This window comes from Streptomyces mobaraensis NBRC 13819 = DSM 40847 (genome assembly GCF_017916255.1).
Taxonomy (GTDB): domain Bacteria; phylum Actinomycetota; class Actinomycetes; order Streptomycetales; family Streptomycetaceae; genus Streptomyces; species Streptomyces mobaraensis.
Genome location: NZ_CP072827.1, coordinates 5,569,722 through 5,587,381 on the forward strand (window position 1 = coordinate 5,569,722; position 17,660 = coordinate 5,587,381).

At 74.3% G+C, this 17,660-nt stretch carries 18 protein-coding genes; 8 read left to right on the top strand and 10 right to left on the bottom strand.

What is annotated here, in order from left to right; genetic code table 11:
• Positions 1-196 precede the first annotated feature (196 nt).
• From J7W19_RS24115 to J7W19_RS24130, 4 genes are all read left to right on the top strand, one after another.
• Positions 197-685: a peptidoglycan-binding domain-containing protein gene (locus J7W19_RS24115; protein ID WP_210455372.1), complete on the top strand. Its 489-nt coding sequence runs from the start codon at positions 197-199 to the stop codon at positions 683-685.
• A 100-nt stretch (positions 686-785) separates the two neighbouring features.
• Positions 786-971, top strand: a complete 186-nt coding sequence (locus J7W19_RS24120; RefSeq protein WP_004945423.1) for a hypothetical protein — start codon at positions 786-788, stop codon at positions 969-971.
• Between the two features lie 106 nt (positions 972-1,077).
• Positions 1,078-1,299, top strand: a complete 222-nt coding sequence (locus J7W19_RS24125) for a hypothetical protein (protein WP_004945420.1) — start codon at positions 1,078-1,080, stop codon at positions 1,297-1,299.
• A gap of 67 nt (positions 1,300-1,366) precedes the next feature.
• On the top strand, positions 1,367-1,639 hold the full coding sequence (locus tag J7W19_RS24130) for a hypothetical protein (RefSeq protein ID WP_004945417.1): 273 nt from the start codon (positions 1,367-1,369) through the stop codon (positions 1,637-1,639).
• A gap of 296 nt (positions 1,640-1,935) precedes the next feature.
• Here J7W19_RS24130 and J7W19_RS24135 read toward each other — a convergent pair whose 3' ends face one another.
• Both J7W19_RS24135 and J7W19_RS24140 read right to left on the bottom strand, forming a co-directional pair.
• A complete protein-coding gene (locus J7W19_RS24135) occupies positions 1,936-6,753 on the bottom strand; it encodes an ATP-dependent helicase (RefSeq protein WP_004945414.1) in 4,818 nt (1,605 codons plus the stop codon).
• Between the two features lie 77 nt (positions 6,754-6,830).
• Positions 6,831-7,796 carry a hypothetical protein gene (locus J7W19_RS24140; RefSeq protein ID WP_004945411.1) on the bottom strand — a complete coding sequence of 322 codons (966 nt, stop codon included), beginning with the start codon at positions 7,794-7,796 and terminating at the stop codon, positions 6,831-6,833.
• Between the two features lie 173 nt (positions 7,797-7,969).
• Here J7W19_RS24140 and J7W19_RS24145 point away from each other — a divergent pair, with 173 nt between their 5' ends.
• The 4 genes from J7W19_RS24145 to recX all read left to right on the top strand — a co-directional run bounded on the left by J7W19_RS24145 (position 7,970) and on the right by recX (position 10,834).
• Positions 7,970-8,545: a hypothetical protein gene (locus J7W19_RS24145; protein ID WP_210455373.1), complete on the top strand. Its 576-nt coding sequence runs from the start codon at positions 7,970-7,972 to the stop codon at positions 8,543-8,545.
• 17 nt (positions 8,546-8,562) lie between these two features.
• Positions 8,563-8,757 (top strand): DUF3046 domain-containing protein, encoded by a 195-nt coding sequence (locus tag J7W19_RS24150; RefSeq protein ID WP_004945405.1) that lies wholly within the window; start codon positions 8,563-8,565, stop codon positions 8,755-8,757.
• Positions 8,758-9,061: 304 nt separating this feature from the next.
• Positions 9,062-10,180 (top strand): recombinase RecA, encoded by a 1,119-nt coding sequence (gene recA / locus J7W19_RS24155; protein ID WP_004945402.1) that lies wholly within the window; start codon positions 9,062-9,064, stop codon positions 10,178-10,180.
• A gap of 6 nt (positions 10,181-10,186) precedes the next feature.
• On the top strand, positions 10,187-10,834 hold the full coding sequence (gene recX, locus J7W19_RS24160; protein ID WP_004945400.1) for a recombination regulator RecX: 648 nt from the start codon (positions 10,187-10,189) through the stop codon (positions 10,832-10,834).
• A 49-nt stretch (positions 10,835-10,883) separates the two neighbouring features.
• Here recX and J7W19_RS24165 read toward each other — a convergent pair whose 3' ends face one another.
• The 8 genes from J7W19_RS24165 to J7W19_RS24195 all read right to left on the bottom strand — a co-directional run bounded on the left by J7W19_RS24165 (position 10,884) and on the right by J7W19_RS24195 (position 17,423).
• Positions 10,884-11,258, bottom strand: coding sequence for a rhodanese-like domain-containing protein (locus tag J7W19_RS24165; RefSeq protein WP_004945396.1), 375 nt, complete (start codon positions 11,256-11,258; stop codon positions 10,884-10,886).
• Positions 11,255-11,791 (bottom strand): cupin domain-containing protein, encoded by a 537-nt coding sequence (locus J7W19_RS24170; protein WP_004945393.1) that lies wholly within the window; start codon positions 11,789-11,791, stop codon positions 11,255-11,257. Before J7W19_RS24170 ends, J7W19_RS24165 begins: the two co-directional genes overlap by 4 nt.
• A 106-nt stretch (positions 11,792-11,897) precedes the next feature.
• On the bottom strand, positions 11,898-11,984 hold the full coding sequence (locus J7W19_RS33705; RefSeq protein ID WP_313772161.1) for a putative leader peptide: 87 nt from the start codon (positions 11,982-11,984) through the stop codon (positions 11,898-11,900).
• A gap of 33 nt (positions 11,985-12,017) precedes the next feature.
• Complete coding sequence (locus J7W19_RS24175; protein ID WP_078588041.1) at positions 12,018-13,853, bottom strand: FAD-dependent oxidoreductase; 1,836 nt, start codon at positions 13,851-13,853, stop codon at positions 12,018-12,020.
• A gap of 166 nt (positions 13,854-14,019) precedes the next feature.
• Entirely contained in the window at positions 14,020-14,895 is an 876-nt protein-coding gene (locus tag J7W19_RS24180; RefSeq protein ID WP_004945388.1) for an amino acid ABC transporter permease, read from the bottom strand.
• Positions 14,892-15,542, bottom strand: coding sequence for an amino acid ABC transporter permease (locus tag J7W19_RS24185; RefSeq protein ID WP_004945387.1), 651 nt, complete (start codon positions 15,540-15,542; stop codon positions 14,892-14,894). Before J7W19_RS24185 ends, J7W19_RS24180 begins: the two co-directional genes overlap by 4 nt.
• A gap of 92 nt (positions 15,543-15,634) precedes the next feature.
• On the bottom strand, positions 15,635-16,555 hold the full coding sequence (locus J7W19_RS24190; protein WP_004945384.1) for a glutamate ABC transporter substrate-binding protein: 921 nt from the start codon (positions 16,553-16,555) through the stop codon (positions 15,635-15,637).
• 73 nt (positions 16,556-16,628) lie between these two features.
• Complete coding sequence (locus J7W19_RS24195) at positions 16,629-17,423, bottom strand: amino acid ABC transporter ATP-binding protein (protein ID WP_004945380.1); 795 nt, start codon at positions 17,421-17,423, stop codon at positions 16,629-16,631.
• Positions 17,424-17,660: the final 237 nt, after the last annotated feature.

The window sequence follows — 17,660 nt, forward strand, 5'->3', positions numbered from 1 at the left end:
AGACGTAACGCAGGCTGTCGGGCGCTCCGGAGTCTCCCGAGTGCCGACATGCACTCCTTCGGAGGGTTTCGCCGCACGGCCGCGGTCACGCGCGGTCAGGCCGTGGACCATGGTGCCGAGGGTGCCGTCGACACGGCCGGCGTTCCGTTCGCCGGACGTGCCGGGTTCCCGGTCATGGGACACGGAGGGGGAAACCATGCGGTCGCGTTCTCTCGTCAGGGCACTCGTCGGTCTGTCCGCCGCCGTCGGTCTCGCGGTCGCGAGCCCGGTCGGCGCGGGTACCGGTCACGCGGTCCCCGCGCCGCCCGCCGCGCGGCAGCAGGCGGGCCCGCTGTCCGCCGGTCGCCTCGCGGTGGAGAACCTGGGGCTGAGCGCCGCGCAGGCGCAGAACGTCCAGTGCTGGCTGAGGAAGTTCTGGGGCTACCCCGACGCCCTCGACGGGCAGTTGGGGACCAGCAGTTGGCAGGCGTACCAGAGAGCGCTGCGGCACGACTGGGGTTACATCGGCGCGATCGACGGGGTCGTCGGGAGCGGCACGGTGATGGCGCTGCAGCGGCAGATGCGGGACGCGGGCTGGGGGTACAGCGGGGCGATCGACGGGGTGGCCGGGCCGGAGACCAGGGCCGCCTTCCAGCGGTTCGCCGAGGCGTGCGTCAGTGTGTGCCGGCAGGGGATCGTCGTGTGAGCGCGGCGATGTGGCGTCTCCCGGCGTGGGGGACGGCGGGCCGGGGGCGAATCCGGGCGAGGCGGTGGTGGCGGGAATGCGAGGCCCTAACCTGAGACGCATGTCTGCCGACGCCGCGGACGGGCCCTGTCCCGCCGAGGAGATCAACCGCGCCATCCGCGCGTTCCTGACCGACCGCGACGGCCGGCCCCTCACCCCGGCCGAGCGGCGGCAGTACGAGCAGTTGCGGGCGCGGTGGCTGGAGGCCGTGCGCCGGCGCAGGGGATGCGTGACGCCCTCGCCCTGACGAGGTCCACCCGGCCGAGGTTCCGGGGGCTCGACGACGCGGGTGCGGGCTGCCCGGGCGGGCCGCTCGGGTGGCGGAGCACGGCGTGGCGGGGTCTCCTGGGGACATGGACGAGCACCCGGTGATCCGGTTCACGAACGAGCTCATGGTGGTGTCGGAGCTCGATCAGCGTACCGCCGGCGCGTTCGTGCGCAGCGTCTACCAGGAGGGTGCGCGCGAGGGCGAGCAGCGGGTGATCGTCGAGCTGCACCGGCGCGACCGCAGGATCGCGGAGCTCGAAGGGGAGCTGGCGCGGCTGCGTGGTGAGGACGGGGAGACGGCCGGCTGACGGGCGGCGCCCGGTGGGCGCTCCGTCGCGGGGACGCGGGTTCCGGCGTCCCGCCGAAGGAGGCGGCATGCTCTGGCGCGAGATACGGCGGCGGCGTCCGCTCCTCCGGCTGCTGCCCCTGGCGATGGGCGGGGTGTGGTGGTGGGCGGTCTGCCGGCTCGTCGACGAACCGGAGCGGGCGGGCTCCGTGGAGGGTCTGGTGGTGACCGGGGGATGGGGGTTGAGCCTCTTGCCCGTGCACTGTGTGCCGTGGACGCGGGGGCGCCGGGGCGGGACGCGGGCCCGCGGGGGCGAGGGGCGGGAGCGCCCGGAAGCGGGGGAGGGGGACGAAGGGCGTTAGCGGGGGGCGGTCGGCGGGGCTTCGGGTCACCCATTTGGGTGGAGGGCCGCGGTGGGGTGGAGGGGGTACGACGAGCGTGCGGCTCGCCCCGGTCTGCCGGCCGGATCCGGACGGTGCCGTCCGGCCGGCCGCCCGAGCCGGGTGCGGTGCTCAGGGCGCCCGGGGCTCCGCGTTGCCTTGGGCGAGCGTGCGGTCTGTGCGGGCGCGCCGGCCGGGGGCGGTCGGCAGGGCTGGGCGCGGCGGTCATGGTGCCGGAGCCCGTGTTCCCTGGGGGCGGGCTCGCCGGAGCGGGCCGCTCAGGGGGCTCGCAGTCGCATCCCCTTCGGGGTCGCGTGGAAGCCCGCCGACTCCAGCAGTGAGCCGAGCGGGGAGCCCAGGGCCGGGGATCCGTTGACGCGCTCCACGGTGACCGTGCCGAGGGCCCCCGCGCGGGCCGCGTCGGCCAAGGCCTCGGCGGCCTCCCGCAGCCCGGGGTCGTCGGCGTCCGCAGGCTCCGCGCCGTCCCCGCCCGCCGTGCCGGGCCAGGCGAGGAGCGTCTTCCCGCCGCGCTCCATGTACAGGGCGAGCGCGCCGTCGAGGAGGACGACGAGCGAGCCCGCCTTGCGGCCCGGCTTGTGGGTGGCGCCGGACGGCGGGTCGGGCCAGGGGAGCGCGGCGCCGTACGCGTTGGCGGGGTCGGCGGCGGCCAGTACCACCGCGCGGCGGCGGGCCGGGCGGCCGGGCGCGGCCGGGGCGGGGCCCGCCGCGCCGCCCTCGGCGCGCTCGCGGGCGGTGGCGACGGCGCGCAGCCGGTCGATCGCGCCCTCCATGGCGAACTGGGCGGCGCCCAGGCCCTCGACGACGTAGCCGCGGCGGGCCTGTCCGCTGTCCTCGAAGGCGGCGAGCACGCGGTAGGCGGCGGAGAAGCCGCCCGCCACGCCCTCGGCGGCGACGGCGCCGCGGGTGACCACGCCGTGCCGGTCGAGGAGGGTGCGGGCCAGGGCGTGGGCGCGGTGGGTGGTGTCGCCCTCGGGGCGCGGCAGCAGGGACCAGCGGCCGGCGACGGTCGGGGGGCCGCCGCGCGAGGCGGTGGGCCGGCCGGTGGCCGCCAGAGCGGTACGGGCGGCGAGCGCGCCGTAACGGCCGCGCGGGACCGCCCGTTTGGCGCGGTGCGCGGTGGATCCCGCCGTCCGGCCCGAGCCGAGGAGCGCGCGCAGCGGCGCGAGCGTGTCGTTGGTGAGCCGGCCCGACCATGCCAGGTCCCAGACCGCGTCGGCCAGATGGGCGTCGGTGGGCGGCGATCCGTCGGGCTCCCGGTGCGTCTCCCGGACGTGCTCGGCGATCTGACGGAAAAACAGGCCGTAGCCGCCGGAGAGCGCGTCGAGCACGGCTCGGTGCAGCGGTGTGAGCTCCAGCGGGTGCGGTTCGGGCAGCAGCAGCGGTGCCGTGTCGGCGGGCAGGAGGGAGACCCAGCCGTCCTTGCCGGGGAGCGCGCCGGCGCCGGCCCAGACGACCTCGCCGGCGGCGGTGAGCTCGTCCAGCAGCGCCGGTGCGTAGTCGGAAACCCGCGCGGGCAGGACGAGCTTCTCCAGGGCGGACGCGGGGACGGGCGCGCCCTGCAACTGCTCGACGGCGCGCAGGAGTCCGTCGACGCCGCGCAGCTCGTGGCCGCCGATGTGCTGCCACTGCGGGAGGAAGGCGGCGAGGGCCGTGGGCGGTACGGGCTCCAGCTCCTGCCGGAGCGCCGCGAGGGAGCGGCGGCGCAGTCGGCGCAGGACCGTGGCGTCGCACCACTCCTGGCCGATGCCCTCGGGGTGGAACTCGCCCTGGACGACCCGGCCGCCGGCCGCCAGGCGCTGCAGGGCGCCGTCGGTGACCGCGGGCCCCAGGCCGAAGCGGGCGGCGGCCTCGGCGGAGGTGAACGGGCCGTGGGTGCGGGCGTAGCGGGCGAGGAGGTCGCCCAGCGGGTCCTTCACGGGCTCGGTGAACGCCTCCGGGACGCCCACCGGGAGCGCCGTGCCCAGGGCGTCGCGGAGCCGCCCCGCGTCCTCGACGGCCGCCCAGTGGTCCCGGCCGGCGATCCGTACCCGCAGCGCGCGGCGGGCGGCGGACAGCTCCTCCGCCCAGGCCGGGTCGGCGCCGCGGGCGGCCAGCTCGTCGTCGGTCAGCGGCCCGAGGATCCGCAGCAGGTCGGCCACGCCCTCGGCGTCCTTGACCCGGCGGTCCTCGGTGCGCCACTGGAGTTCGGCCTCCAGCTCGGCGAGGACGTCGGCGTCCAGCAGCTCGCGCAGCTCCGCCTGGCCCAGCAGTTCGGCGAGCAGCCGGGAGTCGAGGGAGAGGGCGGCGGCGCGGCGCTCGGCGAGCGGGGAGTCGCCCTCGTAGAGGAACTGGGCGACGTAGCCGAACAGCAGCGAGCGGGCGAACGGCGACGGTTCGGGGGTGGTGACCTCGACGAGGCGCACCCGGCGGGCCTCGATGTCGCCCATCAGCTCGGTGAGCCCGGGGACGTCGAAGACGTCCTGGAGGCACTCGCGGACGGCCTCCAGGACGATCGGGAAGGACCCGAACTCGCTCGCCACCTCCATCAGCTGGGCCGCCCGCTGGCGCTGCTGCCACAGCGGGGTGCGCTTGCCGGGGTTGCGGCGCGGGAGCAGGAGCGCGCGGGCGGCGCACTCGCGGAACCGGGCGGCGAACAGCGCGGAGCCGCCCACCTGTTCGGTGACGATCCCGCCGATCTCGCCGCGGTCGAAGACCACGTCGGCCGCCCCGACCGGCGACTGCTCGGCGTCGTACTCGGTGCCCTGCCGGGCCGGGTCGGTGTCGAGCAGGTCGAGGCCCAGCAGGTCGGCGTCGGGCAGGCGCAGCACGATGCCGTCGTCGGCGTGCATGACCTGGGCGTCCATGCCGTACCGCTCGGCGAGGCGGGAGCCGAGGGCCAGCGCCCAGGGGGCGTGCACCTGGGCGCCGAACGGGGAGTGGACGACGACCCGCCAGTCGCCCAGCTCGTCGCGGAACCGCTCGACGACGATCGTCCGGTCGTCGGGCACGTGGCCGCAGGCGCGGCGCTGTTCGTCGAGGTAGGCGAGGACGTTGTCGGCGGCCCAGGTGTCGAGGCCGGCGGCGGTGAGCCGGGCGCGGGCGTCCTCCGGGCCGGCGCCGCCGATCTCGCGGAGGAACGCGCCCAGCTCCCGGCCCAGTTCCAGCGGGCGGCCCAGCTGGTCGCCCTTCCAGAACGGCAGCCGTCCCGGAACGCCCGGGGCGGGGGTGACGAGGACGCGGTCGCGGGTGATGTCCTCGATGCGCCAGGAGGTCGTGCCGAGGGTGAACACGTCGCCCACCCGCGACTCGTACACCATCTCCTCGTCCAGCTCGCCCACCCGTCGCCCGCCACCACCCCGAGTGGAAGCGCTGCGCGCTGCCGTATCCGATGGGCCGCCGCCCCGCTTGGGGTCGCTGCCGGCGAGGAAGACACCGAAGAGGCCGCGGTCCGGGATGGTGCCGCCGGAGGTGACGGCCAGGCGCTGCGCCCCCGGGCGGCCGGTGACCGTGCCGGCGACGCGGTCCCACACCAGGCGGGGCCGCAGCTCGGCGAAGGCGTCGGAGGGGTAGCGCCCGGCGAGCATGTCGAGCACGCCGGTGTAGGCCGACTCCGGCAGCGCCGCGAACGGGGCCGCACGCCGCACCAGGGCGAGCAGCTCGTCGACGTCCCAGGTGTCCATGGCCGTCATGGCGACGATCTGCTGCGCCAGCACGTCCAGCGGGTTGGCGGGCACGCGCAGCGACTCGATGGCCCCCTGGCGCATCCGCTCCGTCACCACGGCCGCCTGCACCAGGTCGCCCCGGTACTTGGGGAAGACCACGCCGGTGGAGACCGCGCCGACCTGGTGCCCGGCGCGGCCCACGCGCTGGAGGCCGGAGGCGACCGACGGCGGCGACTCGACCTGGACGACGAGGTCGACGGCGCCCATGTCGATGCCCAGCTCCAGGCTGGAGGTGGCGACGACGGCGGGCAGCCGGCCCGCCTTGAGATCCTCCTCGACCAGGGCGCGCTGCTCCTTGGAGACCGAGCCGTGGTGCGCGCGGGCGAGGACCGGCGGCGCGCCGTGGGCGGCGCCGGACTGGGCCATCAGCTGGGCGGGGGCGTGGTGCTCGGGCAGCGGCTCGCCGGTGGCCCGTTCGTGGGCGATCTCGTTGAGCCGGTTGCACAGCCGCTCGGCCAGCCGGCGGGAGTTGGCGAAGACGATGGTGGAGCGGTGCGCCTGGACGAGGTCGGCGATGCGCTCCTCGACGTGCGGCCAGATCGACGGCTTCTCCCGCTCGTCCCCCTCCTGGACGGGCGAGGCGCCCAGCTCGCCCAGATCCTCCACCGGGACGACCACGGAGAGGTCGAACTCCTTGCCCGACGGCGGCTGGACGATCTCCACCCTGCGCTGCGGGGACAGGTAGCGGGCCACCTCCTCCACCGGGCGGACGGTGGCGGACAGGCCGATGCGCCGGGCCGGGCGGGGCAGGAGGGTGTCCAGCCGCTCCAGGGACAGGGCGAGGTGGGCGCCGCGCTTCGTCCCGGCGACGGCGTGCACCTCGTCGAGGATGACCGTCTCCACCCCGGAGAGCGCCTCCCGCGCGGCGGAGGTGAGCATCAGGAACAGTGACTCGGGGGTGGTGATCAGGATGTCCGGGGGCCGGGTGACCAGCGCGCGGCGCTCGGCGGCCGGGGTGTCGCCGGAGCGGATGCCGACCCGGATCTCCGGCTCGGGCAGCCCGAGCCGGACGGCTTCCTGGCGGATGCCGGTGAGGGGGCTGCGCAGGTTGCGCTCGACGTCGACCGCGAGGGCCTTGAGCGGTGAGACGTACAGGACGCGGCACCGCTTGGCGCGCTCGGCGGGCGGCGGGGTGTTCGCCAGCCGGTCCAGCGAGGCGAGGAAGGCGGCGAGCGTCTTGCCGGAGCCCGTGGGGGCGACGACCAGCACGTCCGAGCCCGCGGAGAGGGCCCGCCAGGCGCCGGTCTGGGCGGCCGTGGGCGCGTGGAAGGCGCCCGTGAACCAGGAGCGGGTCGCGGGGGAGAAGCCGTCGAGTGCCGCGTCCCCCGCCGGGGCCGCCGCCCGTTCCGTCGAGTCGGCCGGTTCATCCGTCATGCCCCCCATCGTGCACCGGGGCACTGACAATGCCCCGCAAACACAGGTCAGCGCTGGTCAGCCCAGGTCAGCCGGGGTCAGAGCTGATCGGCGCAGAGTCGCGGGGACGGCAGGGAGGCGCCGCGGCCGTGGGCGCGCAGGGTCAGGAGCGCGTCGATGGTGGCCATCGGGCGGCCTTCGAGGGCCGTGCCGGGCGCCCAGGCGCGCCGCCGCAGCGGCCAGCCGCCGTCCTCCTGCTGGGCGGCGGCGAGGTGGTCCAGCGACCGTTCGAGCTCGGCGTCGGTGAACCAGGAGCGGGCCCGGGAGTCGGGGCTGCGCGCGTAGTCGTGCGGGAAGTGCGCCGGGGGCCGGTTCTGCGGGACGCCCTCGCCCGGGCCGGCGCCGGTCCGCTCCGGGTCCAGCACGGCCAGCCGCTGCTCCCGTACCACCCGGCCGAGCCGGTCCGCGGCGGCCTCGGCCCGCTTGCGGTCGGGGACGCCGTCGAGGAACGCGACCGCCGCCTCGACCTCGTACGGGTGCGGCCGGCCGCCGAGGGACAGCGCCTCGATCGCGGCCCAGCAGAAGTCCGTGGCGCGGAACAGCCAGGCGTGCCACACGGCGTTGCGGTGCAGCAGGCCCACCACCGGGCCGGTGGTCAGCAGGGAGCCGGTGCCGGCCCGGGCGCCGGCGGCGGGGTGCCAGGGGGCGGCCGGCCAGCCGGCGGACGCGGGGTGCAGGGCGGGCAGGGCGCCGTCGGGGGTGGAGATCGCGGTCAGGAAGCGGCAGACGGCCTCGGCCCGGCGGTCCCCGCAGCGGCCGATCTCGTCCAGGACGCGCAGGGCGTGCGCGGTGTGGTGCGGCTGGCTCACCGGGCCGCGGAGGTCGGGGTCCAGGGCGTGCCCGTAGCCGCCGTCGTCGCCCCGGTAGGCCGTGAGGGCCGCCTCGACGGCGTCGGGGCTGCCGTCGCGGAAGTGGAAGGCGAATCTGCGCTGTTCGAGGACGCGGGCGGTCAGCCAGATGAAGTCTTCGGCGCGGGCTGCGGGGGATGCTCCGGACGGTGCCATGGAACAGACCGTAGGGCCCGGAACGCCGCCGGTCAGCGGCTCGTGCCCGGCTGCACCCGCAGGGGCGGCGGACAGGGGGCGCGCGGTTGACGTGCGGGGGCCGGAGGGCGCTCGGGCGGCCGTTTCCGGGGGCTTTAGGATCAGTGGAATCCGGGGGAGTGGAGGGGCCGGTCGTGGACGAGGGACGAACCGCGGTGTCGGCGGTGGCGAGCGCCGCCGCGGACGGGAACGGGGCCGGTCTGCTCGGGGCCGGCAACGCCGTCGTGATCCTGGGGATCGTCGGGCTGGTGCTGTTCCTGCAGTTCCGGGCCCGGCGGGTACGGGCGGTGGCGTTCGTCTGGGTCGCCCTGCTGGTCGTCCGTGGCCTGTTGCCCCCGGGGCCCGCGCGGACCACCGCGGCCGGGCTGGCGTTCCTGGCGGTGGGGCTCGTCGTCTCCGCGGTGTTCGGGTGGCTGCGGGGCAGGACCATGCCGCTCTGGCGGGACCGCGACGGGGTGGTGTGGCGCCGGGGCGACTCGGTGACGCTGCGGTTGTGGCTGCTGACCATCGGCGCGCGGTTCGCGTTGACGGGTGTCGAGTACGCGCTGTTCCACGAGCCGTTCGACGGCGGCTCTCTGCTGCTCGGTCTGGGACTGTCGCTGGCCGTCCAGCAGGTGGTCCTGATGCGGCGGGGGCGGGCGCTGACCCCCGGCGGCACCGAGCCGCGGGGCGGCCTCGGCCCGGCCGGCGTGCCCGGCTCCGCCGGGTGACGCCTTACCCTGCGTACATGCGGTTGACGGACTTCTGGCGGCGAATGGCCGACCACTTCGGGGCGGCGTACGCCGACTCCTTCGCACGTGATCACGTGATGTCGGAACTGGGCGGCAGGACGGTGCGCGAGGCGCTCGACGCCGGCTGGGACGCCAAGGACGTGTGGCGCGCGGTGTGCCGGGCGATGGAGATCCCCGCCGACCGGCGCTGACCGTCGCCGCTGCCGTCGCCGGCTCCCGGGGCCCCGCCCGCGGAACCCCCGCCCTCCCCGAGCCCGTCTCTCCGAGCCCGTCTCCCCGCGCCCGGCCGGACCCCGTCCGCGAGCCGGATTCCCGTTCCTCTCGACGCGCGTGGCGCGTTTGACACAAAAATCGAACATCCATTCTCATGGATGGACCGGGCCTGTGGGGAGAAGGTGTTTCTCCAGGTCAGCGCGGTGCCCGGGCCCGTTGTCAGTGGCAGGCGCTAGCGTCGTGGACGTGAAGCGATCGACTCAAACGAACCGGGTGGAACCCATGGCAGGCACGGACCGCGAGAAGGCGCTCGACGCCGCGCTCGCGCAAATCGAACGGCAATTCGGCAAGGGCGCCGTGATGCGCCTCGGTGAGCGTCCCAACGAGCCCATCGAGGTCATCTCCACCGGGTCGACCGCTCTCGACGTCGCGCTCGGCGTCGGCGGGCTCCCCCGGGGCCGCGTCGTCGAGATCTACGGACCGGAGTCCTCCGGTAAGACGACCCTCACCTTGCACGCGGTGGCCAACGCCCAGCGGGCCGGCGGCACGGTGGCGTTCGTCGACGCCGAGCACGCGCTCGACCCCGAGTACGCCCGCAAGCTGGGCGTCGACATCGACAACCTGATCCTGTCCCAGCCGGACAACGGTGAGCAGGCGCTGGAGATCGTCGACATGCTGGTCCGCTCCGGCGCGCTCGACCTGATCGTCATCGACTCCGTGGCCGCCCTGGTGCCGCGCGCGGAGATCGAGGGCGAGATGGGCGACTCGCACGTGGGCCTCCAGGCCCGGCTGATGAGCCAGGCGCTCCGGAAGATCACCAGCGCGCTGAACCAGTCCAAGACCACCGCGATCTTCATCAACCAGCTCCGCGAGAAGATCGGCGTGATGTTCGGCTCTCCGGAGACCACGACCGGTGGCCGGGCGCTCAAGTTCTACGCCTCGGTGCGGATCGACATCCGTCGCATCGAGACCCTGAAGGACGGCACGGAGGCGGTCGGCAACCGCACCCGTTGCAAGGTCGTCAAGAACAAGGTCGCGCCGCCCTTCAAGCAGGCCGAGTTCGACATCCTCTACGGCCAGGGCATCAGCCGCGAGGGCGGCCTGATCGACATGGGTGTGGAGCACGGCTTCGTGCGCAAGGCCGGGGCCTGGTACACGTACGAGGGCGACCAGCTCGGCCAGGGCAAGGAGAACGCCCGCAACTTCCTCAAGGACAACCCCGATCTCGCCAACGAGATCGAGAAGAAGATCAAGGAGAAGCTGGGCGTGGGCGTGAAGCCCGAGGCGGCGGGCGGTGAGCCGGGCGCGGACGCGGCGGGCGCCCCGGCCGAGCCCGCCAAGGCCGTGCCCGCCCCGGCCGCCAAGGCCACGGGGAAGGCCAAGGCCGCGGCCAAGGGCTAGCCGCCCATGACACGGCGAAGCGACTGGCCCGAGCAGGCCGTTGAGCACCGTGCGGGCCGTGGGGAGCGCGGTGACCGTGGCGAGCACCGCGAGCGTACGGGCGGTGGTGCCGCGTCCTCGTCGAGGGCCGGGGACACGGCACCGCCGCCGCCCGAGGAGCAGGCGCGGGCGATCTGCCTGCGCCTGCTCACCGGGAGCGCGCGCACCCGGAAGCAGCTCGCCGAGGCACTGGCCAAACGCGGGATCCCCGACGAGGTGACGGAGGAGGTGCTGTCCCGCTTCGAGGAGGTCGGGCTGATCGACGACGCCGCGTTCGCCGGCGCCTGGGTGGACTCCCGGCACCGCGGCCGCGGGCTGGCCCGCCGGGCCCTGGCCCGCGAGCTGCGCACCAAGGGCGTCGACGCGGCGCTGGTCGACGAGGCCGTCGGCCGGCTCGACGCGGACCAGGAGGAGCGCACCGCCCGCGACCTGGTCGAGCGCAGACTGCGCACGACCCGCGGCCTGGACCGGGAGAAACGGCTGCGCCGCCTCGTCGGCATGCTCGCCCGCAAGGGCTACTCCGAGGGCCTCGCCCTCCGGGTCGTGCGACGGGCGCTCGAGGAGGAGGGCGACGACCCCGAGGCGCTGGACGCGTACCTGCCGCCGGGGGAGTAGGTGCCGGGGTGCCCGGCACCTGCGGTCAGCTGTGCCCCGGCACCCGCGGTCAGCGCGCCACCGGCAGTCCCGCCGCCCGCCAGGCGCGGAAGCCGCCGATCAGGTCGGTGGCCCGGCGCAGGCCCAGCCGGCGCAGTGAGACGGCGGCCAGCGACGAGGCGTAGCCCTCGTCGCAGACGACCACCACCGGCAGGTCGTGGCCGGTGGCCTCCGGGGCCCGGTGCTCGCAGGCGGGGTCCAGGCGCCACTCCAGTTCGTTGCGTTCCACGATCAGCGCGCCGGGGATCGTGCCGTCGCGCTCCCGCAGGGCGGCGTAGCGGATGTCCACCAGCAGCCCGCCGCGTGCCTGGACCTCGGCGGCCTCGGCGGGGGACAGCCGGTCCAGTTCCGCGCGGGCGGCGGCGAGCAGTTCCTCGACCCTCATGCCCACTCCTCCGGCCACTCGACCTGTTCCAGCCGCAGCACCGGCCCGGTCCTGCTGTAGCGCCGCATCATCGGCAGCGGCGGGTGGTAGGCGTGCGCGGACACCGCGTGCCCGGCCTCCGCGTTGAAGACCTGGTGGACGTGGTGCGGGCCGAACGCCCGGCCGTCCCGCTCGGCGAGCCGGCGTTCGCGGTCGACGCCGTCCGCCAGTTCCAGGGTCTTCCACCCCTCGGTGGGCAGCCGGGCGGCCAGCGACTGCTCGGTCAGGGCGCCCCGGGCGGTGACGAAGGCGCCGTGCGAGCCGCCGTGGTCGTGCCAGCCGGTGCCGGCGCCGGGCGGCCAGCCGATGAGCCATGCCTCGCAGCCGCCGGGCCCGTCCAGCCGGATCCAGGTGCGGCCGGCGGGGTCGAGGGGGAGTGAGGAGACGAGGGCCGCGTCGGCAGCCACCTCCCGGACGAAGTCGAGGAGTTCGGCCGCGGAGGGCGCGCCGGACCGGGCGGAAGGAGACGTGCGGAGGGACGTACGGGGAGGCACAGACAACGGGAACCGTCCTGGAGGATCGCGGAGGAGCGCGCCGCGGCCCGGAGCGCGCACGAAGCGGGCACCCGAGCCGTCGTCGGCGGCGCGCGGTGGCAGCGGATCAGCAGGACGGACGACAGACACAGCCCGCGTAGCGGAGCAGGTCCACATGGACCCTCCGCCAGAAACGCGCGCCTCCGTCAGTCACGTTCCGGAGTGAACCATCGACCGTCCACCCCGGTCAACGCTTGGCCGAAGCCTCACGGGCGGCCGCCTCCACGGCGCTCTCCGGTCCGGCCCCCGAAACACTCGAAGCCCCCGAAACACCCGAAGCCCCCGAAGCATCCGCGACACCCGAAGCCCCCGCGACATCCGAAGTGCCGCCGGCCGGCTCCTTGACGAGGTCCGTCCCCGTCGCCGGGACCGGCTCCGGGGCGCCGCCGCGCGTGGCGTCCGCGCACGCGGAGAGCTCGGCGGGCCGCACCCCGGAGAGCGCGGCCACCAGGTAGCCGTCCGGCCGCACCACCAGCACCGTGTGCGCCGCGGCCCCCGGATACCCCTCCGCCACCAGCAGTTCGGCCCGCATCGGCAGCCCGTCCACGGCGGCGGCCAGCCCGGGCATCAGCCCCGCGCCGAGCCAGTGCCGGCGCTCCCAGACCCCTGTACCGGGGGCGACCAGCACCACGAGGAGGGGGCCGTCGAGCCGGTCGTGCAGCCGGACCGACGACCCGTCCGGCGCGGTCACCGGAACGTCCTCCACCGGGGCCCCGACCGGGGTGCCGACGGGCACCGAGCCGGCGGGCGGCGCCGGCGCCAGGGGCGTACGGCCGTACAGCACCGGACCGGCCAGCTCCCCCCGCCCCAGATGACCCTCCGTCAGAATCGCGTCGTGGCCGCGCACCGAACCCGGCACGACGCTCCGCCGGACCGCGCGCCAGCCGCCCGTGCCCCGGACCGCGGGCAGCGCCCGGTCGGCGGACCGCAGCAGGCAGCCGACCGCCTCCCGGCGCTCCTCCTCGTAGCTGTCGAGCAGCGCCTCCGAGGCGCCGTGGCGCCAGGCGAGGGCGAGCTTCCAGGCGAGGTTCCCGGCGTCCCGCAGTCCCTCGTCCAGTCCCTGGGTGCCGAAGGTGCCCAACTGGTGGGCGGCGTCCCCGGCGAGGAAGGCGCGCCCGACGCGCCACCGGCGCGCGAGGCGGTGGTGCACGGCGTACACGCCGGTGTCCAGCAGCTCGTAGGGGGGCACGTCCCCGCACCACGCCCCCAGCGAGTCGTGGATATGGCCCAACAGGGCCTCCGGGGTGACCAGTCCGCCGTCCGGCGGCAGCAGCCAGTCGAGCCGCCACACCCCGTCCGGCAGCGGACGGGCCGTCACCTCCACGCCGCGCAGCGGCGACCGCTGCAGCACGGCCTCGCCGGGCCACGGCAGCTCGGTGCGCAGCGCCGCGACGGCGTACCGCTCGACGTTGGTGCGCCCGGGGAAGCGCGCGTCCAGCAGCTTGCGCACGGTGGACCGCGCGCCGTCGCAGCCGACCAGATGGCTCGCCCGCCAGGCCACCCCGCGCTGGGTCTCCACCGTGACCCCTCCGCCGTCCTGCCGGAGCGCCGTCACCCGGCTGTCGGGGACGATCCGGGCGGTCTCGTGGGCGGCCAGCGCCGCCCGCAGTTCGCGGACCAGCGCGTGCTGCGGGAGGTGGAGTGGCGGCGGCTCGCCGGGGCCGCCGTCCGGTACCTCCTCGGCGGGCGCGTGCTCGTCGTCGGGGACGAACGCCCCGTCGTCCGCCGCGACTTCCTTGCCCGCGTCGGGCCCGGTGAAGGCCACCCGGACCACCGTCGACCGCCGGCGCAGGGTGCGCCAGCCCGTCCAGCGGGCGCCCTCCGCGGTGGTGCAGCCGAGCCGCTCCAGCATCGCGGCGGTGTCCGGCCGCAGCACGGCCGTCCGGGCGAGCCGCCGTTCGCCGAGGTCCGCGTCGCCGGCCGGTCTCTCGTCCAGGACGACGACGGGCACCTCGTGACGGGAGAGGGCCAGGGCGAGCGCGAGGCCGACGGGGCCGGCCCCGACGACGGTCACCGGGTCCACGGCGCGAGGGTGGTGAGGAGACGGAGCGCGATCACAGAACGTATGCAACCCATTGCCGGTGCTTGCGTCAAGTGATCAGTGGTCCCCCGGCGGCGCGCCGGTGGCGTACGCCCCCCGGTCCGCGGAGGGACCGGGAGCCGTCGCGCGCCACCGGGGCACCACCCGGTCAGGCCGCCGGACCTGCCCCGGCGGCGTTCCCCAGCTCCACCGGGACGGGGGGAGCGGGAGGGGCGCCCTTGCGGGAGCGCTTCGTGCGCCGTTCGATCCAGTTGGCGATGCCGGACAGGGCGAGGCAGAGCAGGATGTAGATCGAACCGAAGACGATGACCATCGGGATGAACGGGTAGACCCCGCCCACCGGCACCTGCTGCTGCGCGAACGACTTGCCCACGAAGAGCAGTTCCTCGTAGAGGATGATGAAGCCCAGTGAGGTGTCCTTGAGCGTCACCACGAGCTGGCTGATGATCGAGGGCAGCATCGAGCGGACGGCCTGCGGCACCAGGATGCCCGTCATCACCTGGGTCTTGCGCAGCCCGATGGCGTAGGCGGCCTCGCTCTGGCCCTTCGGGAGGGCTTTGATGCCGGACCGGAAGATCTCCGCCTGTACCGACCCGTTGTACAGGGTCAGGCCGATGACCAGGGCCCACATGGGCTCGGTGGTGAAGATCGCCGCGTACAGCAGGAAGATCATGATGAGCAGCGGCATGGCGCGGAAGAACTCCACCAGCACGGTGGCCGCCCAGCGCACCGGCCGGTGGTCGGAGAGCCGCCCGGTGGCCAGCAGCGCGCCGAGCGCGAGCGAGAGGGCCGCGGCGATGGCGAACGTCTTGAGGGTCGTCAGCAGGCCCTCGACGATGCGTTCCTGCGTGTCGTTGTACTGGTAGGTGTCCCACAGGCCGTGCTGGAACTGCCCGGTCACGTCCAGCCGGTGGAGGACGAAGGCGATCAGGCCGAGGATCGCGACGGACGCGAGGACGCCGTAGACGCGGTTGCGGACGCGGGCCTTGGGGCCGGGGGCGTCGAAGAGGACGTTGGTGCTCATCGGGCCACCGCCATCCGGCTCTCCAGCAGCCTGAAGAGGCCGCTGATCACGAAGGTGATGATGAGGTAGCAGATCGCGATCCAGAGGAAGATGACGTAGATGTTGTACCCCTCGTCGCCGTTGAGCTGCTTCTGGAGGGCCCCGAGTTCGGCCACGTTGAAGCCCGAGGCGATGGCCGTGTTCTTGGTCAGCGCGATCATCAGGCTGCCGATCGGGGGTATCGCGGTCCGCAGCGCCTGCGGGAGGACGACCTGGCTCAGCGTCTGGCCGAAGGTCATCCCGATCGAGCGGGCGGCCTCCGCCTGTCCCATCGGCACGGTGTTGATGCCCGAGCGGATGGCCTCGCAGATGAACGCCGAGGTGTAGCAGCCGAGGGCCAGCACGGCGAGCCAGAAGGAGTCCCAGCCCTTGAGGCCCAGCGCCGGCAGGCCGAGGGTCACGGCGAGGAAGAGGAGCACGAGCGGGGTGTTGCGCAGCAGTGTCACCCAGGTCGTGCCGAAGACGCGCAGCGCGGGCACCGGAGAGACCCGGAAAGCGGCGATCAGGGTGCCCAGCACCAGGGCCAGCAGTGCGCTCAGCACCGTCAGTTCCACGGTGTTGAGGAAGCCTTCGCGGAACTCCGCGAAGTGGTCCGTCAGAACGTTCAAGTCACTTCTCCGGAATCGCGTGGCGGTCGTCCCCGGGGCCCCGGCCCCCGCTCAGGGGGCCGGGGCGGCCCGGCAGGCGGCAATCGGTGGCGTCAGTACCGGTCGACGGCGGGCGGCTCCTGGGCGGCCGCGCCCGACTGGCCCAGGGTGGCGTCGTACGCCTTCTTCCAGTCGCCGTTCTTCATGTGGGCTTCCAGCGCGTTGTTGACCGCGTCGCGCAGCGCCTTGTCGCCCTTCTTCAGGCCGACGCCGTACGGCTCCTTGGAGAACGGGCTGCCGACGACCTTGAGCTTGCCCTTGTTCTGCGCGGCGTAGCCCTTGAGGATCGAATCGTCGGTGGTGACGGCGTCCACCGTGTCGTTGAGGAGCTCCTGCACACAGAGCTGGTAACCCTGCTGCGCCTTGACCTCCTTGGCGCCGTACTTGGCCTCCTTGATCCGCTTCAGCGGGGTGGAGCCGGTGGCCGAGCAGACCTTCTTGCCCTTGATGTCGTCCGGGCCCTTGATGTCGCTGTCGGCCTTGACGAGCAGGTCCTGGCCGGCGATGTAGTACGGGCCGCCGAAGTCGATCTGCTTCTTGCGCTCGTCGTTGATCGTGTACGTGCCGACGTAGAGGTCGACGCCGCCGTTGGCGATCTGGGTCTCGCGGGCCTCCGAGGGCACCGTCTTGAACTCGATGTGGTCCTTGTCGAAGCCGAGGTCCGCCGCGATCATCCGGGCGATCTCCACGTCGAAGCCGGAGCGCGTCTTGTCGCTGGGGTTCTCGAAGCCGAGGAAGGGCTGGTCGGCCTTGGTGCCGATGGTGATCTTCTTGCCCTTGATCTTCTCGAAGACCGGCGAACCCTTCACGTCGGCCGCCGTGTTGACCTTGTAGGTCGGGACCGCCGGGGCCGAGGAGCCGGCTCCGGGGTCGGCCTTCTTGTCGTCGGTGTCGCGGTCCTTGCCGCAGGCGGTCGCGGACGCGGCCAGCGCCACCACCACGGCGGCCACGGCGGCGGTCTTCCGGAGCTTCATCGTGAACATCCTTTGGGTCGGCGGGTGTTCGCCCTGCGGGAGGACGGCGTGGGGGTGGGGTGAAGGGAGGGGCTCAGTGGTGGAGGATCTTGGAGAGGAAGTCCTTGGCCCGGTCGCTGCGCGGGTTGCTGAAGAAGCTGTCCGGCCGCGCCTCCTCGACGATGCGGCCGTCGGCCATGAAGACCACGCGGTTGGCGGCGGAGCGGGCGAAGCCCATCTCGTGGGTGACGACGACCATGGTCATCCCGTCCCGGGCGAGCTGCTGCATGACCTCCAGCACCTCGTTGATCATCTCCGGGTCCAGGGCGGAGGTCGGCTCGTCGAAGAGCATCACCTTGGGGTCCATGGCGAGCGCGCGGGCGATGGCCACGCGCTGCTGCTGGCCGCCGGAGAGCTGGGCCGGGTACTTGTCCGCCTGGGCGCCGACGCCCACGCGGTCGAGGAGGGTGCGCGCGGTGGCCTCGGCCGACTTGCGGTCCTTCTTGCGCACCTTGACCTGGCCGAGCGTCACGTTGTCCAGCACGGTCTTGTGCGCGAACAGGTTGAAGGACTGGAAGACCATGCCCACGTCGGCGCGGAGCCGCGCCAGCTCCCGGCCCTCCTGGGGCAGCGGCCGGCCGTCGATGGTGATCGACCCGGAGTCCGTCGTCTCCAGCCGGTTGATCGTCCGGCAGAGCGTCGACTTCCCGGAACCGGACGGGCCGATGACGACGACCACCTCGCCCCGGGCGATGGTGAGGTCGATGTCCTGAAGCACGTGCAACTGCCCGAAGTGCTTGTTGACCTTGTCCAGGACGACCAGGGGGTCCCCCGCGGGGGCGGTGCCCTCGGCGGCCGTGGCGTCCTTGGTCACCGGTGCTTCGCTCATCGGCGTTCCTCGCTCCGTCCTCCTCGAATGAGAGGACAGTAGTGAGCCGCCCCGACCAGCGTCATTACATCTGAGCTGAAATTGAGCATAACGATCCGGCTGCGGCCGGACACCGTCGGTGAAGGGGGCGCGCGGCGCGCGCGGGGCGTACCGGCTGCATAACGGAAGCCCCCGGCCGGGCCGCACCCCCTTGACGCGCGCCGCGTCCATCGGAGTGGATGCGGTGTCACCGTACGA